This window comes from Cronobacter sp. HA18006 (genome assembly GCF_011605445.1).
Lineage (GTDB): Bacteria > Pseudomonadota > Gammaproteobacteria > Enterobacterales > Enterobacteriaceae > Cronobacter > Cronobacter sakazakii.
On record NZ_JAANQB010000011.1, the window covers coordinates 143,026 to 158,668 of the forward strand.

Sequence of the window (15,643 nt, forward strand, 5' to 3'; positions counted from 1 at the left end):
TTGCATGAAACCCGGCGCGCGACTATCAGTGTTAACGACACATCACAACAACACACAAGGCGTGGAAAATGAAAGTGAATCATAAGGCTCTGACTTTTTCTCTCATCGCCGCCGTCATTTCCGGCGCATGCGCGACGGCGTATGCGGCGCAGGTGCCGGCAGGCGTTGAGCTGGCGGCAAAACAGGAACTGGTGCGCAACAACGGCAGCGAGCCTGCCTCGCTCGATCCGCATAAAGTGGAAAGCGACGTTGAATTCAACATTATCAGTGACGTTTTTGAAGGGCTGGTGGCGGTGCGCAAAGATGGCTCGATTGAACCGCGGCTCGCAGAAAGCTGGGAAAACAAAGACAACACCGTCTGGACGTTTCATCTGCGCAAGGGCGTGACCTGGTCTGACGGCGAGCCTATCACGGCGGAAGATGTGGTCTGGAGCTGGCGGCGTCTGGTCGACCCGAAAACCGTCTCTCCTTATGCGAGCTTTCCGGGCAACATGAATATTGAAAACGCCGCTGACATCGCCAACGGCAAAAAGCCGACGGACACGCTGGGCGTGAAGGCGCTGGATGACAATACCATTCAGGTGACGCTGACGCAGCCCACTGCGGCGTTCCTGTCGATGCTGGCGCACCCGTCGCTGGTGCCCATCGATAAAACCGCCGTTGAGCGTTTCGGCGATAAATGGGCGCGCCCGGAGCATTTCGTCTGCAGCGGGGCGTACAAAGTCACCGACTGGGTGGTGAATGAAAAGATCGTGGCCGAGCGTAATAAACGCTACTGGAACGACAAAGAGACCGTCATTAATAAAGTCACTTATCTGCCGATCGCCGCTGAAACAGCGGATCTGAATCGCTATAAAGCGGGCGAAATTGACATCACCAGTACTGTGCCGCTCAATCAATTCGCCCAGTTGAAAAAAACGCTGCCCGATCAGGTTAATGTCTCTCCACTGCTGGCGACGTATTACTACGAATTTAACACCAGCAAACCGCCGTTTAACGATCCACGTGTGCGCCGCGCGCTCAATATGGCGCTCGACAAAGACATCATCGCCCAAAAAGTGCTGGCGCAGGGGCAGCGTCCGGCGTGGGTGGTCAGCCAGCCTGAAATTGGCGGCGTGAAAATTGCGCCGCCGGAGTACGCCAGCTGGCCGCTGGAAAAACGCGTCAGCGAGGCGAAAAAACTGCTGGAGGAGGCAGGCTTCAATGCGCAGCATCCGCTCACGTTTAATCTGCTTTATAACACTTTGGAATCGCACCAGCGCATCGCCATCGCCGCAAGCTCTATGTGGCAGAAAAATCTCGGCGTTGTGGTGAAGCTCCAGAACCAGGAGTGGAAAACCATGCTGGATAGTAAACACACCGGCAATTTTGACGTGGTGCGCTACGCCTGGAACGCCGATTACGACGACGCCTCGACCTTTCTGAATAACTACCGCACCGGCGACAGCCAGAACACCTCGCGCTATACCAACAAAGCGTATGACGAGGTCCTGACGAACGCTTCAAAAGCCGCTGATGCCACCGAACGCGGGAAATATTATCAGCAGGCGGAAACGATCCTGGCTCAGGATGTGCCTGCGATTCCGGTCTATCACTACGTGCGTACCCATATGGTGAAACCCTGGGTTGGCGGCTTTTATTCCAATAACCTGGGCTTCTACTACACAAAAGATATGTACATCAAAAAACATTAACCGGAGCGCGACGCCGTTATTGCCCGTAAAGCTGCTGTATTTGTGATCGTTGTGCCGGTATTTCAGTCAATTAGCGCGCTTTTGGCTGTTTTTAAGGCAATCGAACACATTCGGGCTTTACACGGCGCAGGGGGATGTTTATAGTTCGCGTCATTGCGGAAGTGTGGCCGAGCGGTTGAAGGCACCGGTCTTGAAAACCGGCGACCCGAAAGGGTTCCAGAGTTCGAATCTCTGCGCTTCCGCCAACCAATTTAAGGGGATGCCGAAAGGCGTCCCCTTTTTCGTTTTACCTCTTATGTGTCATCAGTCTTTCCTTAAACGCTTGCAGTAAGTTTGTTACTGAAGACAACATTCCTGTGGCATGCAGCCAGCGCCTCGCCGCAGAACACCTCTTCTGATGCGTAAACTCTGTTTACATCTGCCCGTTGCCCATTGCTTGTGAATGTCTCTTGCGTGCGTAGCATCTGCGCTTTAACCCGCTGTTAAATAAATGCTTCCCGTCTTGTGGCGGAGCTGGCGGTTTCGTTTCAGGGAGAGAAACAATGGCATCGCTGCAGACAGTGCTGGAAAGTTGTCAAGCGCAGACAGATGAGCTGGCCGCCCAGGCGCAGGCGCGTCTCGCGCTCTGGGAAAAATGGCTGCAACCCATCATCACCACGGCCCCCACCGGGGACGATCCGGGGTATGACGACGATTTCCAGCAGATCCGCGAGGAGGTGAATAAGCTTTCCGGTGCCGATCTCACGCTTATCGGCGAGCTGGCAGAAAAAGTGCTGACCACGGCATCGAAAGATATTCGCGTCGCCACCTATTATGCGTGGTCGCGGCTGCACCAGGAGGGCGAGGCTGGTTTTGCCGAAGGGCTGGAACTGCTCGCCGCGCTGCTTGCGCGTTTTGGCACGGCGCTGCACCCGCAGCGCGCGCGCAGCCGTCAGGCGGCGCTGGAGTGGCTTGCGGGCTCGCGCGTGCTCGACAGCCTGTCGCTTTACCCGGAAGTGACGCGCGATGACGCCCGGCGCACCGCGGGCGCGCTGTTGTTGATTGAACAGGCGCTGGCGCAGGAGGAGCCTTCCGCGCGTCCGTCATTAAGCGCGCTTTACGGCGCGCTGGAAGCGCGGCTGATGAAAGCGGGCGGCGTGGATGCGGTGGTACCGCAAACCACTAGCGACAGCAACGCGTCGCAGCCCACGGCTGCGCCTGTTATCAGCGCAATTACGTCCGGGCGCGATCTGCTGGATCAGGCCCGTCAGCTTGCCGACTACCTGCGTAATCAGCCTGATGGCTGGCTCGCCGCCCACCGCATGATGAAAAGCCTGCGTCACGACACCCTTCACCAGTTGCCGCCGCTCGCAGGCGACGGACGCACCCGCATAGAATCCCCGAAGGCCGACCAGCGCGCATTGTTGAAAAGGCTCTGGCTTCAGCAGAGCTGGCTTGAGCTGCTGGAGCAGGCCGACAGCCTCTTTGCGCGCGGTGCCAGCCATCTGTGGCTCGATTTGCAGTGGTATCTTCACGAAGCGCTGCAGAAGTCTGGTAAGGAGACACTGGCAGGCATCATTCGCGCCGATCTGAACGGGCTGTTAAACCGGCTGCCCGGCCTTGAGACGCTGGCGTTTAGCGACGGCACGCCGTTTGCCGATGAGGTAACGCAACACTGGATCGCGCAGCAGGTGCGCGAGAATGCCTCCGGCCCTGACGCAGCGCACGTTGTGGACGCTGGCAGCGCCGCCGATGACGAGGTACTGCAACTGGAGCCGGAAGCCGTCGCGCTCGCCGACAGCGACGGTATTGACGCAGCACTCGGCTGGCTACAGACCCGGCCCGCGCTCACCACACCGCGCCAGCGCTGGCTTTTGCGCCTGCTGATGGCGCGTCTGGCGGAGCAATACGGCAAAAACGATCTGGCGCTGCATCTGCTTGCCGCGCTGGACGCGGGCGCGTCGCAAATGACGCTTGCACAATGGGAGCCGGCGCTGCTTTTTGAAGTGGGTGCCAGACGGCTGCGGTTGCTGCGTATGAAAGCCGGGCGTAGCGACGCGGAGAAAGCGCGCCTGCAAACTGATATGGAACAGCTGCTGGCGGCACTTATCGCCATCGATCCGGCGCGCGCCGCCGTGTTATGCAGCTAAGTCATCACCTTATTCATGGAAGGAGAAAATGATGCCCGAAACCCCTCTCTCGCCATCGCTCTATGAAATACTCTACGGCAATTTCGACGGCGGCCTGCCGCTGGATGCGGTCAGCGAAGAAAATCAGGTCATTTTGTCGGTGCTCGATAACATGCAGCGCATTCTCAATACCCGCGCCGGTAGCCTCAAACATCTGCCGGATTACGGCCTGCCGGATCTGACCAAAATTCTTCAGGGTATGCCCGGCACCGCCCATGAACTCATCAGCGCGCTCTCTGCCGTATTGCTGAAATACGAGCCGCGTCTGAAACGGATCAACGTTGTGATGCTCCCGCAAACCCTTCCCGGCGAGCTGCGCTATGCCATCGACGCCGAGCTGAAAGGCGTGGGGCTGGTGCGCTACGGCACGGCATTTATGCCAGAAGGGCGGGTGCTGATCCGCCACCTCAAACAACAGCAGTTTATGGATAACCGCGCCGCGATCTGAGCGGCCTTCAGGACAGGGATATTATGGACACGTCCACTGAACGTCATCTGAAAACCGGCGGCGATCCGCGCCTGCTGCCGGACTACGCCGCGCTTCGCGAAGAGCTCGGCAAACTCACGCACCCGGCGCGCCCGGATGTCGACTGGCGGCGGGTCGAACAGCTGTCGCTCTCGCTCTTTGAGCGCAATGGCGTCGAGCTGCAAACCGCCGCCTGGTATACGCAGGCGCGTCTGCGCTTGCTGGGGTTGCCCGGCCTTAACGAAGGGCTGGCGATCCTCGAGGCGCTCATCTCGCGCCAGTGGGGCAACCTGTGGCCGCAGCCGGTACACGCGCGAATGGAGATTTTAAGCGGCCTCAGCCAGCGTGTGTAGCAGACGCTGCGCACTTTCTCGTTGCGTTATGCGGATCTCGGCGCGCTCTATCAGGCGGAGCAGCACCTGACACGTATTATCACGGTGCTGGAGCGCCTTGAGCTTAAGCATGTCAGTCAGATGGACGCGCTGCGTCTGCATCTGCAAAACGCAGCGGCGCGGCTGGAAAATGACGCGGGGCAGAGTGAAGTGACGCTGAAGGAGCGCGCGGTGACGGTTAACGATCCGCAGACGGATGATGATATCCGCCGGGTGTATGTTCCGGACAGCGTGCCTGCGCCAGACGTGGCATCGGCTCACATGCTAACGCGCCGTAGCCTGAAGCCGTTCATCGCCGGTATGGTCACTATGCTGGTGGCGGGCAGCGCCGTGTTGATGGGCTGGCAGGCGTATCACCGCCCCAATCCAGTGCAGGCGCGGATTGCGGCGTCGCTTCGCGCGTGGCCGCAGATGGCAGACAGTGCCACCATCACACCGGAACAGGCGCGCCAGATTGATCCTGCTCTGGTCCTGACGCAAACGCGCCAGCGTCTGGGGTGGCTGGCAACGCTGCCGCCCGATCGCAATATCCGTTTTGCCTGTGAGCTGGTGCGCCAGGCGAGCCAACTTTTGCCTCAGCACACGCAGGCACAGGCGCTAACCCGCGAATGGCGTCAGCAGATGAGCGCCGCGGCGCTGCCGCTGCAAAATCTGGATGGCTGGCGCCGCGGCATGACGCAGCTTGACGAATTGACTGCGCGGCTCAACGCGCTGGATGAGCGGCGGGGGAAATACCTGACCGGCAGCGAGCTTAAAACGATGGTGTTTAATATTCACCAGGCGTTTGCCGCCATGCCGCCAGCAGAAGAGCTGTTGCGTCAGATGGCAGAGCAGCGCCAGCAGGGCGTTGAGCCTGGTGCGCTGCGTCAGGAAACCGCCACCCGGCTTAATCAGCTTCTCTATCGCTATGTGCTGCTGACACCGCCGTCACCCGATGCCACTACGCCTTAGCGCCCCGTTTTCATTCTCCCTGCAATAGATAAAAAAAATCCTGCCCATCGGGCAGGAAATAACAGTATCAGGGGATTCACATCGAGCATGTATCTCAGGAGTAATGAGTACATGAATCCAGTGTAGCCAGCCTTGAGGCTCCCTCAGTGCATTTGAGAAGATTCTCAATGATACCAGGGCGTTAGCGCCTGACGTACCGCGCTTATCAGACGCTTTTTCCATGGCACCGTCGAGGTGCGGTACTGCAAAAAAAGACTGCCGAGCGCTTTTTCATCGTCAAGCTCCAGCATCGAGAGCTGCGCGTTATCTTTGAGCGCGGCAAACCATGGCCAGGGCACCACCGCCAGTAGCGGCGCTTCGCGCAGCGCGCCGGGAAGCTGGGCGTAATCGGTGCCGATAAACCCCAGCCGCCGCGTCAGGCCACTGCGCGCCAGCTGGCGATCCAGCTCGTTTTCTGGCTGTGGCCACGGGTGACAATAGGCATGCGGGTAGTCGCACAGCCCTGCAAGCGTCAGGCTGTTTTTCCCGGCAAGCGCAGGGCGAAGCGGCGGGCCATAAAGAATAACCAGCCGCGTCTGCCCGACGCGCTCATAGTGCAGCGCGCTAAGCTGCTTCTGGTGATCGCCCACTGCCAGCAGCAAATCAATCGAACCATCCACCAGATCGTCACGCCAGGCGCGCCGCTCGAACGCCACGCACTCGACGCTCGCCTGCGCCTGATGCGCTTTTTGCGCAAGAACAGGGGCGAGCAGCGTATTGAGCGCGGGCGGCACCACCACCCGAAAACGCCGCTCGTGCGGCTGCGGCTCGCCGAACATTTCTTCATTCAGCGAAACGAACAGCGGCACCAGTTTATCGCGCAGCGCCTGCGCAAAAGGCGTTGGATGCTGGCGGTTCCCTTCGCGTCGAAACAGCGGATCGCCCAGCGCTTCACGCAGGCGCGAGAGCGCGTGGCTGACGGCGGAAGGCGTAATATTCAGCCGCTGCGCCGTCTCGCCGGTCGTACCCGTCTGTAGCATCACATAGAGCACTTTCAGCAGGTTCATATCCAGTTGCAGGATATTCATCAGATGTCATTCCAATTGAGCCGCATTAAAAAGGCGCTGATTATACTGCGTCTCCTTATTCAGGAGATGATAATGAAACCCCGTATCGCACTTTTTTCTTGTCTGATGTCACTGCTCTCTGTACCCGCGCATGCCGCGCTCGATCCTGCCCAACCGCTCGCCGAGGCACCGCCGTATTCCCTTTTTGAAGCCTGGGCGAAGCCCGTTCAGCCCTTCGCCATCTGGCCTGGCGTCTGGTACGTCGGCACCGAAAACCTCTCGTCGGTGCTGCTTACCACGCCGCAGGGCCACATTCTGATTGACGCGGGCCTTGATGCCAGCGCGCCGCAAATCAGGCACAACATTGAAGCGCTCGGTTTTCGCATGGCCGATATTCGCTACATCGCGAACAGCCATGCGCGGCTCGATCAGGCTGGTGGCATTGCGCGCCTGAAGGCGTGGAGCGGCGCGCGCGTTATCGCAAGCCATGCCAACGCAGAGCAGATGGCGCGCGGCGGTAAAGAGGATTTCGCGCTGGGCGACGCGCTGCCGTTCCCGCCAGTGACGGTGGATATTGAGGCGCAGGACGGGCAGCAGTGGCATCTGGGCGGCGTGACGCTTGCGGCCATTTTCACGCCAGGCCATCTTCCGGGGGCGACCTCATGGAAAGTCACACTCGCCGACGGTAAAACGCTTATCTATGCCGACAGCCTGGCGACGCCGGGGTATCCGCTTATCAACAACCGCAACTATCCGACGCTGGTGGAAGATATCCGTCGCAGTTTTGCGCGGCTTGAGGCGCAACAGGTGGATATTTTTCTTGCCAACAAAGGCGAGCGTTTTGGCCTGATGGATAAAATGGCGCGCAAGGCGAGGGGAGAGAATAACGCGTTTGTCGATAAGGCAGGGCTGGCGCAGTATGTGGCGCAGTCGCGGGCGGCTTTTGAGAAACAGCTGGCAGCGCAGCGCGCGCAGCCATAAAAAGAAGCCCTCTGCATACGCAGAGGGCCGAAGCGTCAGACGTTTTTACGTTCGATCGTCTGCTCGCCCCAGAAGAGCGAATCTTTGTCGGTTTTCTTAAAGGCGCGGATCAGCACTTCATCGCTGCCTTCTTCCCAGATCTTTTCGGCCATCACCTCATCGTAATCGGCCACTTCGAAAATCGCTTCGGCGATCTCAGGGGACGTATTACGCAGGCTGGCCCATTCCCCCACGTGATGGGTTTTCGATTCTTGTGTTGGCATGCTTTCCTCCGGTGAAGTGAGTGAGTTAGCCTTTCATTTTGACGGCGAGGCCCGCCACGTATTCACCCTGATAGCGGGCGATCGCCAGTTCTTCCTGGCTTGGCTGGCGTGAACCGTCGCCGCCTGCGATGGTGGTCGCGCCGTAAGGCGTTCCGCCGCGAACCGTGGAAATATCAAACAGCTCCTGCGCCCCGTAACCGATAGGCACAATGATCATTCCATGATGAGCAAGCGTAGTCCATGTGGAGGAGATCGTGTGCTCCTGACCGCCGCCCGTACCGGTTGAGCTAAACACGCTCGCCAGTTTGCCGTACAGCGCGCCGGAGGCCCACAGGCCGCCGGTCTGGTCAAAGAAGGTACGCATCTGGCCAGACATATTGCCAAAGCGGGTCGGGGTTCCGACGATAATCGCGTCGTAATCGGCGAGCTCCTGCGGCGTGGCGACCGGCGCATTTTGCGTTTTCCCGCCCGCTTTCGCGAAGGCTTCCGCCTGCATAGTTTCCGGCACGCGCTTAATCGTCACTTCCGCGCCCTGAACCTTTTCGACGCCTTCCGCCACCGCGTGCGCCAGCGTTTCGACATGCCCGTACATGGAATAATAAAGCACCAGAACTTTCGCCATCAGCCTTGCTCCTGTATCAGTGGTTGCCACAGCCGTTATCGCTGCGCTCATCTATAAAGCATATGCCCCTGATGGCAGAGTGCAAACCGGCAGCTAAAAAATCTTTAAAAATAATAGTTTATCTATGAATGGGGTGTTTGTAGCATCAGATCACATTTTTTAAGCGCTGAAATTTTTCAATCATAAGAATGCCTTATTAATCGTTTCGTCAGTTTTACGGGCGAAACGCCAGATTGATGTTGCTAAATGTTTCCGAAAAGTGGCGAGGTCGGGCACCCTGGCTAAGCTTTTAATCACGCGGCAACGATAACGGCTCCGGCCAGTGCCGTGAGGTGAAAGAATCCTCTTTTACTGAATGCAGTATGATGTCTAATGATTCACACAATCTGGAGGTCAGAAATGGCAAACCATCGTGGTGGTTCAGGTAATTTCGCAGAAGATCGTGACAGAGCATCAGAAGCAGGTCGTAAAGGTGGCCAGCACAGCGGCGGGAACTTTAAAAATGACCCGCAACGCGCCTCCGAAGCCGGGAAAAAAGGGGGTAAAAACAGTCATGGCGGCGGCCGTAGCTAGCGCCACGCATGACCGTTATTAACCATTCTATGTACGTCAAAGGTTAATAGCACCCCTGACCGCCGGGCATTCCCGGCGGTTTTTTTATGCCTGCGGGGGCGGCTCCTGTGGCGCAAGTACCGGCTCCGGCGTCTGAGCCTGTTTGCGGCTTAACAGCGCATTGAGCGCAATCGCTCCAAAGGTCGCGGTGCCGATGCCGCCAAGCGTAAAGCCGCCTACCGTGAGCGCAAAATCACCCGCGCCCAGCACCAGCGTTACCGCCACCATAATCAGATTGCCGTTCTGGCTCAGATCCACATGGTTCTGCACCCAGATACGCGCGCCCGCGACCGCAATCAGCCCGAAGACCACTATTGATGCTCCGCCGATGACCGGGGCCGGAATGGTGTGGATCAGCGCGCCAAATTTCGGCGAGAAGCCGAGCAGCAGGGCGATCGCTGCCGCCGCCACAAAGACCAGCGTCGAGTAGACTTTTGTCACTGCCATCACGCCGATATTCTCCGCATAGGTCGTCACGCCGCTGCCGCCCACCGCGCCGGAAAGCATCGTCGCCAGCCCGTCGCCGACAAACGCGCGCCCCATATACGGGTCCATATTGCGCCCGGTCATGCCCGCGACCGCTTTCAGATGCCCGAGGTTTTCCGCCACCAGAATCACGGCGACCGGCGCAATCAGCATGATGGCCTGGACGTTAAACGTGGGCGCGGCGAAGTGGGGCAGCCCGAACCACGCGGCCTGCGTCACCGGCGTAAAATCCACCGGCTTGCCGAAGCCCAGCACATTGGTGAACAGCGCATACAGGGCCCAGGCGGCGATAAGCCCCATCAGAATCAGCAACCGCTGCACCATGCCGCGCGTAAACACCGCCACGAGGCCAATACAGAGCACGGTCATCACCGCCATCCAGCCGTCAAAGCCGCTGGCGGAGACGCTTTTAACCGCAATCGGCGCGAGATTAAGCCCAATCGCCATCACGACGGCCCCGGTGACGACCGGCGGCATCAGCCGTTCTATCCAGCGCGTGCCCGATTTCATCACCACCACGCCGATAAGCGTATACAACAAACCGCAGGCGATAATCCCGCCCAGCGCCACGCTCATATTCGGATTCAGCCCCTGGCCGTTAAAGCCGGTCGCGGCGATCACCACCCCCACGAAAGCGGCGCTGGAGCCGAGATAGCTCGGCACCCGCCCGCCGGTAATCACAAAAAATAGCAGCGTGCCGATGCCGGACATCAGAATCGACAAGTTCGGGTCGAGCCCCATTAAAAGCGGCATCAGCACCGTCGCGCCAAACATCGCCACCGCGTGCTGCACGCCCATGACCAGCGTCTGGCCGGCAGAGAGCGTTTCGTCCGGGGCGACCACGCCACCCGCGGGGCCGGCAGGTTTACGCCAGTGAGGAAACCAGGAATTGGCCATAGGTATCTCCTGTGGAGCTAAGAGGCGAGCCCGCAGACGGGGCGCGAAAGGGCGTGATAACGCCGGTCAAACCAGACCAGCCCGTGCGTATCGTCATTACGTAAGATTTCCAGCACCCGGCACAGCAGCACGTCGTGGGTGGAGACCGGCACCACCTGTTCCACCCGGCAGTCGAAAGAGACCACCGCGCCGTCGAGCTGCGGAGAGCCGGTGACGCCGCGATGCCAGCGGGCGGCGGCGAAGCGCTCTTGCATCGGGGTTTTGCCGCCGAAGAGGCCAGAGAGCGCCTCGTGCCCGGCGGCGAGCGTGTTGACGCACAGCTGCCCGTTGGCCTGAAACACCGGCCAGACGGAGGCGTTGCGGTTCAGACACACCAGCAGCGTCGGCGGGCTGTCCGTCACGCTGCACACCGCCGAGGCGGTAAAGCCCGCCATGCCCGCCGGGCCGTCGGTAGTCACAATATTCACCGCCGCGCCGAGGCGGGACATTGCATCGCGAAAAGCCTGTTGTTCACTCATAACCCCTCCTTAAACGATCGCGCAGGCGTCTTCAAAGGCGAGACGCGGCAGGCGCGGATGCAGTTTTTCGGTATCGCCATAGCCGATATTGATAAGCAGATTGCTCTTCCAGGGGGTGCCGCTGAAGAATTCGGTGTCCACCGCCGCGCGGTCAAAGCCGGACATCGGGCCGGTATCGAGCCCCAGCGCCCGGCAGGCCATAATCAGATAACCGGCCTGTAGGGAGCTGTTGCGAAACGCGGTCTCCTCTGCCACCGCCGGGCTTGAGGTGAACCAGGCGCGGGCGTCGGCATAGGGAAACAGCGTCGGCAGCGCCTCGTAAAATTCACTGTCCCAGGCGACGATGGCGGTCACCGGTGCCTGCATGGTTTTCTCAACGTTGCCGCTGGAGAGCGCGGGTTTCAGGCGGGCTTTGGCCTGCGGCGTGGTGACAAACAGCAGCCGCCCCGGCGAGCAGTTGGCGGAGGTCGGGCCGAGGCGCACCATTTCATAGAGATCGCGCAACTGCGCGTCGCTGACGGGTGTCTCACGCCAGGCGCTGTGGGTGCGGGCGTCGGTAAATAACGTGGCGAGCGCGCTGGCGCTCAGAGCTTCGCTCATACGGTCTCCTTGTGGGGCGCGGGCGCAAGTGATGCCAGCCCGGCATAAAGCAGAGAATGAAACGGCTGGGGCGCGGTGACGTTGCAGGCGTGGCCGCCGAAGTCCATCACGTCAAGACGGCTGTGGGGCAACGCCTCGTGCAGCGCCTGCGAACAGGTCCACGGCACCAGCATGTCATCGCGTGCGCAGATAATCTGAACCGGCGTGATAACGCGCGCGGCGCGCTCGCGATAATCGGCGTTTTTCAGCGCCCACAGCCTGCGCAGCAGGTTTTCGGTGCCCTGAAAATGGGCGTTATGCAGCGCTTCTTCGGCTTCGAGGCGCGGCTGATTCTCCTGCGCCCACGACGGCGGGTAGAGAAACAGCGGTTGCGCGGCGATATACGCTGCAGGGCCGCTGTCGAGCAGCAGCCGCTCGCGGGCTTCAAAGCAGCGGCGCGTCCAGGCGCTGAGTGACAGCCAGCCGTTAACGATAACCAGCGCGCTCACCGCCTCCGGAAACGCCAGCGCCAGTTCAAGACCCACCAGCCCGCCAAGCGCGTGGCCAAGCACCGCATAGCGATGCACGCCGTGGATGAACAGCGCGCGGTGCAGCTCCTGCGCCATATCGGCGAGCGTATAGCCCTCCGGCAGCGTATCGGCGTTATCGCCGGTGCCGCGCTGGTCATACACCACCACCTGATAATCGCGACTCAGCGCGCTCTGCTGCGCCAGCCAGTAACCGCCAAGCCCGCCGAGGCCCGCTATCATCACCATCACCGGCGCGCCGGGAAAGGGCGCTTCGCTTACACGCAGTTTCATCATGCGCCTCCCGGCTGTCCGATATGGGCGACCGTCGCTATCTCCACCAGCGCCTCCGGTTTCACCAGCCCGCACTGAATACAAAAGCGCGCCGGTTTATCACCGGGGAAAAACTCCGCGTATATCTCGTTAATCGCGGCGTAGTTTTTCCAGTCGGTAATAAAGATCGAGTTGAACGTCACGTCCTCCATCGTCCCGCCCGCCGTTTCGATAACGCGCCGAATCGTCTCCAGCACATGGCGGGTTTGCGCCTTTGGGTCGCCGGGATACACCACATTGTTGGCGCTATCAAAAGGCAGCGTGCCGGAGACATAGACCACGCCGTCTGCGAGCGTGCCGGGCACAAAGGGCGCGATGGGCGTGCTGGTGCCGGGCGGAATAATGACCTGTTTTGGCATAACGACTCCTTACGCGATGCGGGCGAGGGCTTCCGGGGAGAGCGCGTCGCAGAAGCTCTGCACGTCGCTCACCCAGCCGAAAAAGGTTTCGATATTAAACAGCGCCGCCTGCTGGGCGAACGGCGGCCCGGCCTGGTGCGTGGCGTCTTCCAGCACCACGCCGAAATATTCCAGGAAAAAACCGTCGCGCAGCGTCGATTCCACGCAGACATTAGTGGCGATGCCGGTAAAGACCAGATGGCGGATATTGCGCGCACGCAGCATGCTGTCGAGCGGCGTGTTGAAAAAGCCGCTGTAGCGCGGTTTCGGCAGTACGATATCGCCGGGAAGCGGCGTCAGTTCATCCACCAGCTGATAGTCCCAACTGCCTTTCGCCAGCAGCTTGCCGTGCAGCTCCGGACGGCGGCGCATGGTTTTCAGCGCGTTCGATTTGTGGAAGTTTGGCGAGCCGGGGCCGCCCGCTTCGAGATAGTCGCTGTCCCAGCCGTTCTGGAACCAGACGATGGTCATGCCCGCCTCGCGTGCGGCCGCCACGGCGGTTTTGATGTTCTCTATCACCGGCGCGGTGGCCGAGACGTCAAACCCCGCCAGATCCAGATAGCCGCCCTGGCTTGCGTAGGCGTTTTGCATATCCACCACAATCAGCGCGCTCTGTTCCGGCGCGAAGGTAAGCGCCTCGGGGCGCGCCGTCAGCGTTATCGTATTCATCAGGCCACCTCCTGCGTCACGCGCAGATGATCGCGACAGCGCATCAGCGGCTGAATATGTTCGCCAAAGGCGTCGATACCGGTCAGGAAGTCGTCGAACGTCAGCAGCACGCCTTCGGTGCCCGGCACGGCGGCGACTTCATCCAGCATCCGTGCGACGCTCGCGTAAGAGCCGACCAGCGTACCCATATTAATGTTGACCGCCGAGGTCGGGTCCGCCATCTGGCGCACGTTGGTATCCGCGCCGGAGCGGGTATCTTTCTGGCTCTGCTCGGTGAGCCACGACAGCGCCTCTTCATCGGCACCGGCTTTGTAGTGCTCCCATTTGGCGCGTGCCGCTTCGTCGGTCTCATCGGCGATCACCATAAAGAGCACATAGGAACCCACGTCGCGCCCGGCTTTTTCGGCCGCCGCTTTCATTCGTGCGGCGGTTGGGGCGAACGCGGCGGGCGTGTTGACGCCCTTACCAAAGCAGAAGTTGTAGTCAGCGTGCTGTGCGGAAAACGCCATGCCCGCGTCGCTCTGGCCTGCGCAGATCACTTTCATCGGCTGCTGCGGGCGCGGGCTGACGCGGCAATCGTTCATCGTGAAGTAGTCGCCTTTGAAATCGCTCCGTCCGGTATCCCAGAGGTCGCGCAGCACATGGACATATTCAGTGAGATAGTCGTAGCGGCGCGAGAAGTAGTCATCGCCCGGCCACAGGCCCATCTGCTCATACTCCGGCTTCTGCCAGCCGGTCACGAGATTCACGCCAAACCGTCCGCCGGAGATGGAGTCGATAGTTGACGCCATGCGCGCCACAATCGCGGGCGGCAGCGTGAGCGTGGCGGCGGTGGCGTAAATCTGTATACGCGAGGTTACAGCGGCGAGGCCCGCCATTAAGGTGAACGACTCCAGATTGTGATCCCAGAATTCGGTCTTTCCGCCGAAGCCGCGCAGTTTGATCATCGAGAGCGCAAAATCGAACTGCTGCTGCTCGGCTTTCTGCACAATAGCTTTATTCAGCTCGAACGTCGGCATGTATTGCGGGGCATGGGTGGAGATCAGCCAGCCGTTATTTCCGATAGGCACAAAGACACCAATTTTCATCACGAACCTCTCTTTTGCAGGTGAAAGAACCGTCGCGTGGCGTTGCATCCTGCACGTCCTGTGCCGCGCTCAGAGAGGGTTTTGCAAAGCGAATGCCAGTTTTGAAAATGCCTTTGTTATCATTGTGTTGAAGAAGTGTGGCATTTTTGCGATTAAAAAAACGGACTGAATGGTCAAAAACGTTGCACAGAAAACAGGCAGCGTTGCGCAATCAAAGTGCAGCGAGGTCGAGCCTGCAGCGCGCTTTTGCTATGCTTGAGCAAAACAAAAAGGAGAGGGCGCATGGCACAAGGCGCGCAAAAAGAGACCGGCAAGCGGTCAAAGGCGGTAGCGGCGAAGAAACAGGCGATACTGGACGCTGGCCTGACGCTGTTTTCCCAGTTCGGCCTGCATGGCACGACGCTTGAACAGGTCGCGGAGCGCTCCGGCGTGTCCAAAACCAATCTGCTCTACTATTTTCCGTCCAAAGAGGCGCTGTATGTCGCCGTGCTAAAGCACATTCTGGATATCTGGCTGGCACCGCTGCGGGCCTTTCGCGCGGATCTGCAACCGCTCGCAGCCATCAGCGAATACATTCGTTTAAAGCTTGAGGTTTCGCGCGATTTCCCCGAAGCCTCACGGCTGTTCTGTCTCGAAATGCTGCAGGGCGCGCCGCTTCTGATGGCTGAATTGCAGGGCGATTTAAAAGCGCTGGTGGAAACCAAATCGGCCATCATTACCGGCTGGGTGGCAAGCGGCAAGCTCGCGCCCGTCGATCCGCACCATTTGATTTTTATGATCTGGGCCACGACCCAGCACTACGCCGATTTCGCCACCCAGGTGGAAGCGGTCACCGGCGCGACGCTCGCCGACGAGGCCTTTTTTAACCGCACCGTTGAGAATGTCCAGCGGATGATTATTGAAGGTGTTCGGGTGCGGTAATAAAACGGGAGTCGGTTTCCGGCATAGGTTTT

At 59.7% G+C, this 15,643-nt stretch carries 16 protein-coding genes, 1 tRNA gene and 1 pseudogene; 8 read left to right on the forward strand and 10 right to left on the reverse strand.

Annotated elements, in window-relative coordinates; genetic code table 11:
* Positions 1-68: 68 nt before the first annotated feature.
* The 5 genes and pseudogenes from G9X48_RS02415 (at position 69) to G9X48_RS02435 (ending at position 5,671) form a co-directional block, all read left to right on the forward strand.
* On the forward strand, positions 69-1,694 hold the full coding sequence (locus G9X48_RS02415) for an ABC transporter substrate-binding protein (RefSeq protein ID WP_012125176.1): 1,626 nt from the start codon (positions 69-71) through the stop codon (positions 1,692-1,694).
* A gap of 157 nt (positions 1,695-1,851) precedes the next feature.
* Positions 1,852-1,939: transfer RNA gene (locus tag G9X48_RS02420), tRNA-Ser, on the forward strand.
* A gap of 297 nt (positions 1,940-2,236) precedes the next feature.
* Positions 2,237-3,823, forward strand: a complete 1,587-nt coding sequence (tssA, locus tag G9X48_RS02425; RefSeq protein ID WP_097641027.1) for a type VI secretion system protein TssA — start codon at positions 2,237-2,239, stop codon at positions 3,821-3,823.
* Between the two features lie 31 nt (positions 3,824-3,854).
* A complete protein-coding gene (gene tssE / locus G9X48_RS02430) occupies positions 3,855-4,310 on the forward strand; it encodes a type VI secretion system baseplate subunit TssE (protein ID WP_032989972.1) in 456 nt (151 codons plus the stop codon).
* A gap of 23 nt (positions 4,311-4,333) precedes the next feature.
* Positions 4,334-5,671, forward strand: a pseudogene (locus G9X48_RS02435) (VasL domain-containing protein).
* Between the two features lie 164 nt (positions 5,672-5,835).
* Here G9X48_RS02435 and G9X48_RS02440 read toward each other — a convergent pair.
* Positions 5,836-6,738, reverse strand: coding sequence for a LysR family transcriptional regulator (locus tag G9X48_RS02440; protein ID WP_097641025.1), 903 nt, complete (start codon positions 6,736-6,738; stop codon positions 5,836-5,838).
* Positions 6,739-6,810: 72 nt separating this feature from the next.
* Between G9X48_RS02440 and G9X48_RS02445 the strand changes: the two genes are divergently transcribed.
* Positions 6,811-7,698 carry an HARLDQ motif MBL-fold protein gene (locus tag G9X48_RS02445; protein ID WP_234451490.1) on the forward strand — a complete coding sequence of 296 codons (888 nt, stop codon included), beginning with the start codon at positions 6,811-6,813 and terminating at the stop codon, positions 7,696-7,698.
* Positions 7,699-7,733: 35 nt separating this feature from the next.
* Here G9X48_RS02445 and G9X48_RS02450 read toward each other — a convergent pair whose 3' ends face one another.
* Both G9X48_RS02450 and wrbA read right to left on the reverse strand, forming a co-directional pair.
* The gene (locus G9X48_RS02450) at positions 7,734-7,961 is read right to left on the reverse strand and encodes a YccJ family protein (protein ID WP_004385405.1); all 228 of its coding nucleotides are present in this window, start codon (positions 7,959-7,961) and stop codon (positions 7,734-7,736) included.
* A 25-nt stretch (positions 7,962-7,986) separates the two neighbouring features.
* Positions 7,987-8,583, reverse strand: coding sequence for an NAD(P)H:quinone oxidoreductase (gene wrbA, locus G9X48_RS02455; RefSeq protein WP_004385404.1), 597 nt, complete (start codon positions 8,581-8,583; stop codon positions 7,987-7,989).
* Positions 8,584-8,982: 399 nt separating this feature from the next.
* On the opposite strand from wrbA, the gene G9X48_RS02460 reads away from it, so the two are divergent.
* On the forward strand, positions 8,983-9,156 hold the full coding sequence (locus G9X48_RS02460; protein ID WP_007866642.1) for a general stress protein: 174 nt from the start codon (positions 8,983-8,985) through the stop codon (positions 9,154-9,156).
* An 84-nt stretch (positions 9,157-9,240) separates the two neighbouring features.
* Here the strand turns inward: G9X48_RS02460 and rutG are convergent, their stop codons facing one another.
* From rutG to rutA, 7 genes are read right to left on the reverse strand one after another with little or no spacing between them, the layout of a single operon-like run.
* Positions 9,241-10,578 (reverse strand): pyrimidine utilization transport protein G, encoded by a 1,338-nt coding sequence (rutG, locus tag G9X48_RS02465; RefSeq protein ID WP_097641023.1) that lies wholly within the window; start codon positions 10,576-10,578, stop codon positions 9,241-9,243.
* Between the two features lie 17 nt (positions 10,579-10,595).
* Positions 10,596-11,096 carry an NADH-dependent FMN reductase RutF gene (gene rutF / locus G9X48_RS02470; RefSeq protein WP_097641022.1) on the reverse strand — a complete coding sequence of 167 codons (501 nt, stop codon included), beginning with the start codon at positions 11,094-11,096 and terminating at the stop codon, positions 10,596-10,598.
* A 9-nt stretch (positions 11,097-11,105) separates the two neighbouring features.
* On the reverse strand, positions 11,106-11,696 hold the full coding sequence (locus G9X48_RS02475) for a malonic semialdehyde reductase (protein WP_054624903.1): 591 nt from the start codon (positions 11,694-11,696) through the stop codon (positions 11,106-11,108).
* Positions 11,693-12,496 (reverse strand): pyrimidine utilization protein D, encoded by an 804-nt coding sequence (rutD, locus tag G9X48_RS02480; protein WP_097641051.1) that lies wholly within the window; start codon positions 12,494-12,496, stop codon positions 11,693-11,695. Before rutD ends, G9X48_RS02475 begins: the two co-directional genes overlap by 4 nt.
* On the reverse strand, positions 12,496-12,894 hold the full coding sequence (gene rutC, locus G9X48_RS02485) for a pyrimidine utilization protein C (RefSeq protein WP_004385399.1): 399 nt from the start codon (positions 12,892-12,894) through the stop codon (positions 12,496-12,498). The genes rutD and rutC overlap by 1 nt, the downstream gene beginning before the upstream one ends.
* 9 nt (positions 12,895-12,903) lie before the next feature.
* Complete coding sequence (rutB, locus tag G9X48_RS02490; RefSeq protein WP_097570455.1) at positions 12,904-13,602, reverse strand: pyrimidine utilization protein B; 699 nt, start codon at positions 13,600-13,602, stop codon at positions 12,904-12,906.
* Positions 13,602-14,690 carry a pyrimidine utilization protein A gene (gene rutA, locus G9X48_RS02495; protein WP_004385397.1) on the reverse strand — a complete coding sequence of 363 codons (1,089 nt, stop codon included), beginning with the start codon at positions 14,688-14,690 and terminating at the stop codon, positions 13,602-13,604. The genes rutB and rutA overlap by 1 nt, the downstream gene beginning before the upstream one ends.
* A gap of 282 nt (positions 14,691-14,972) precedes the next feature.
* Here rutA and rutR point away from each other — a divergent pair, with 282 nt between their 5' ends.
* Positions 14,973-15,611 (forward strand): HTH-type transcriptional regulator RutR, encoded by a 639-nt coding sequence (gene rutR / locus G9X48_RS02500; protein WP_007898015.1) that lies wholly within the window; start codon positions 14,973-14,975, stop codon positions 15,609-15,611.
* Positions 15,612-15,643: the final 32 nt, after the last annotated feature.

Bases quoted from the DNA above. Each gene is read 5' to 3' on its own strand.
- G9X48_RS02415 (WP_012125176.1), top strand. From the start codon at position 69: ATGAAAGTGAATCATAAGGCTCTGACTTTTTCTCTCATCGCCGCCGTC.
- tssA (WP_097641027.1), top strand. From the start codon at position 2,237: ATGGCATCGCTGCAGACAGTGCTGGAAAGTTGTCAAGCGCAGACAGAT.
- tssE (WP_032989972.1), top strand. From the start codon at position 3,855: ATGCCCGAAACCCCTCTCTCGCCATCGCTCTATGAAATACTCTACGGC.
- G9X48_RS02440 (WP_097641025.1), bottom strand. From the start codon at position 6,738: ATGAATATCCTGCAACTGGATATGAACCTGCTGAAAGTGCTCTATGTG.
- G9X48_RS02445 (WP_234451490.1), top strand. From the start codon at position 6,811: ATGAAACCCCGTATCGCACTTTTTTCTTGTCTGATGTCACTGCTCTCT.
- G9X48_RS02450 (WP_004385405.1), bottom strand. From the start codon at position 7,961: ATGCCAACACAAGAATCGAAAACCCATCACGTGGGGGAATGGGCCAGC.
- wrbA (WP_004385404.1), bottom strand. From the start codon at position 8,583: ATGGCGAAAGTTCTGGTGCTTTATTATTCCATGTACGGGCATGTCGAA.
- G9X48_RS02460 (WP_007866642.1), top strand. From the start codon at position 8,983: ATGGCAAACCATCGTGGTGGTTCAGGTAATTTCGCAGAAGATCGTGAC.
- rutG (WP_097641023.1), bottom strand. From the start codon at position 10,578: ATGGCCAATTCCTGGTTTCCTCACTGGCGTAAACCTGCCGGCCCCGCG.
- rutF (WP_097641022.1), bottom strand. From the start codon at position 11,096: ATGAGTGAACAACAGGCTTTTCGCGATGCAATGTCCCGCCTCGGCGCG.
- G9X48_RS02475 (WP_054624903.1), bottom strand. From the start codon at position 11,696: ATGAGCGAAGCTCTGAGCGCCAGCGCGCTCGCCACGTTATTTACCGAC.
- rutD (WP_097641051.1), bottom strand. From the start codon at position 12,496: ATGAAACTGCGTGTAAGCGAAGCGCCCTTTCCCGGCGCGCCGGTGATG.
- rutC (WP_004385399.1), bottom strand. From the start codon at position 12,894: ATGCCAAAACAGGTCATTATTCCGCCCGGCACCAGCACGCCCATCGCG.
- rutB (WP_097570455.1), bottom strand. From the start codon at position 13,602: ATGAATACGATAACGCTGACGGCGCGCCCCGAGGCGCTTACCTTCGCG.
- rutA (WP_004385397.1), bottom strand. From the start codon at position 14,690: ATGAAAATTGGTGTCTTTGTGCCTATCGGAAATAACGGCTGGCTGATC.
- rutR (WP_007898015.1), top strand. From the start codon at position 14,973: ATGGCACAAGGCGCGCAAAAAGAGACCGGCAAGCGGTCAAAGGCGGTA.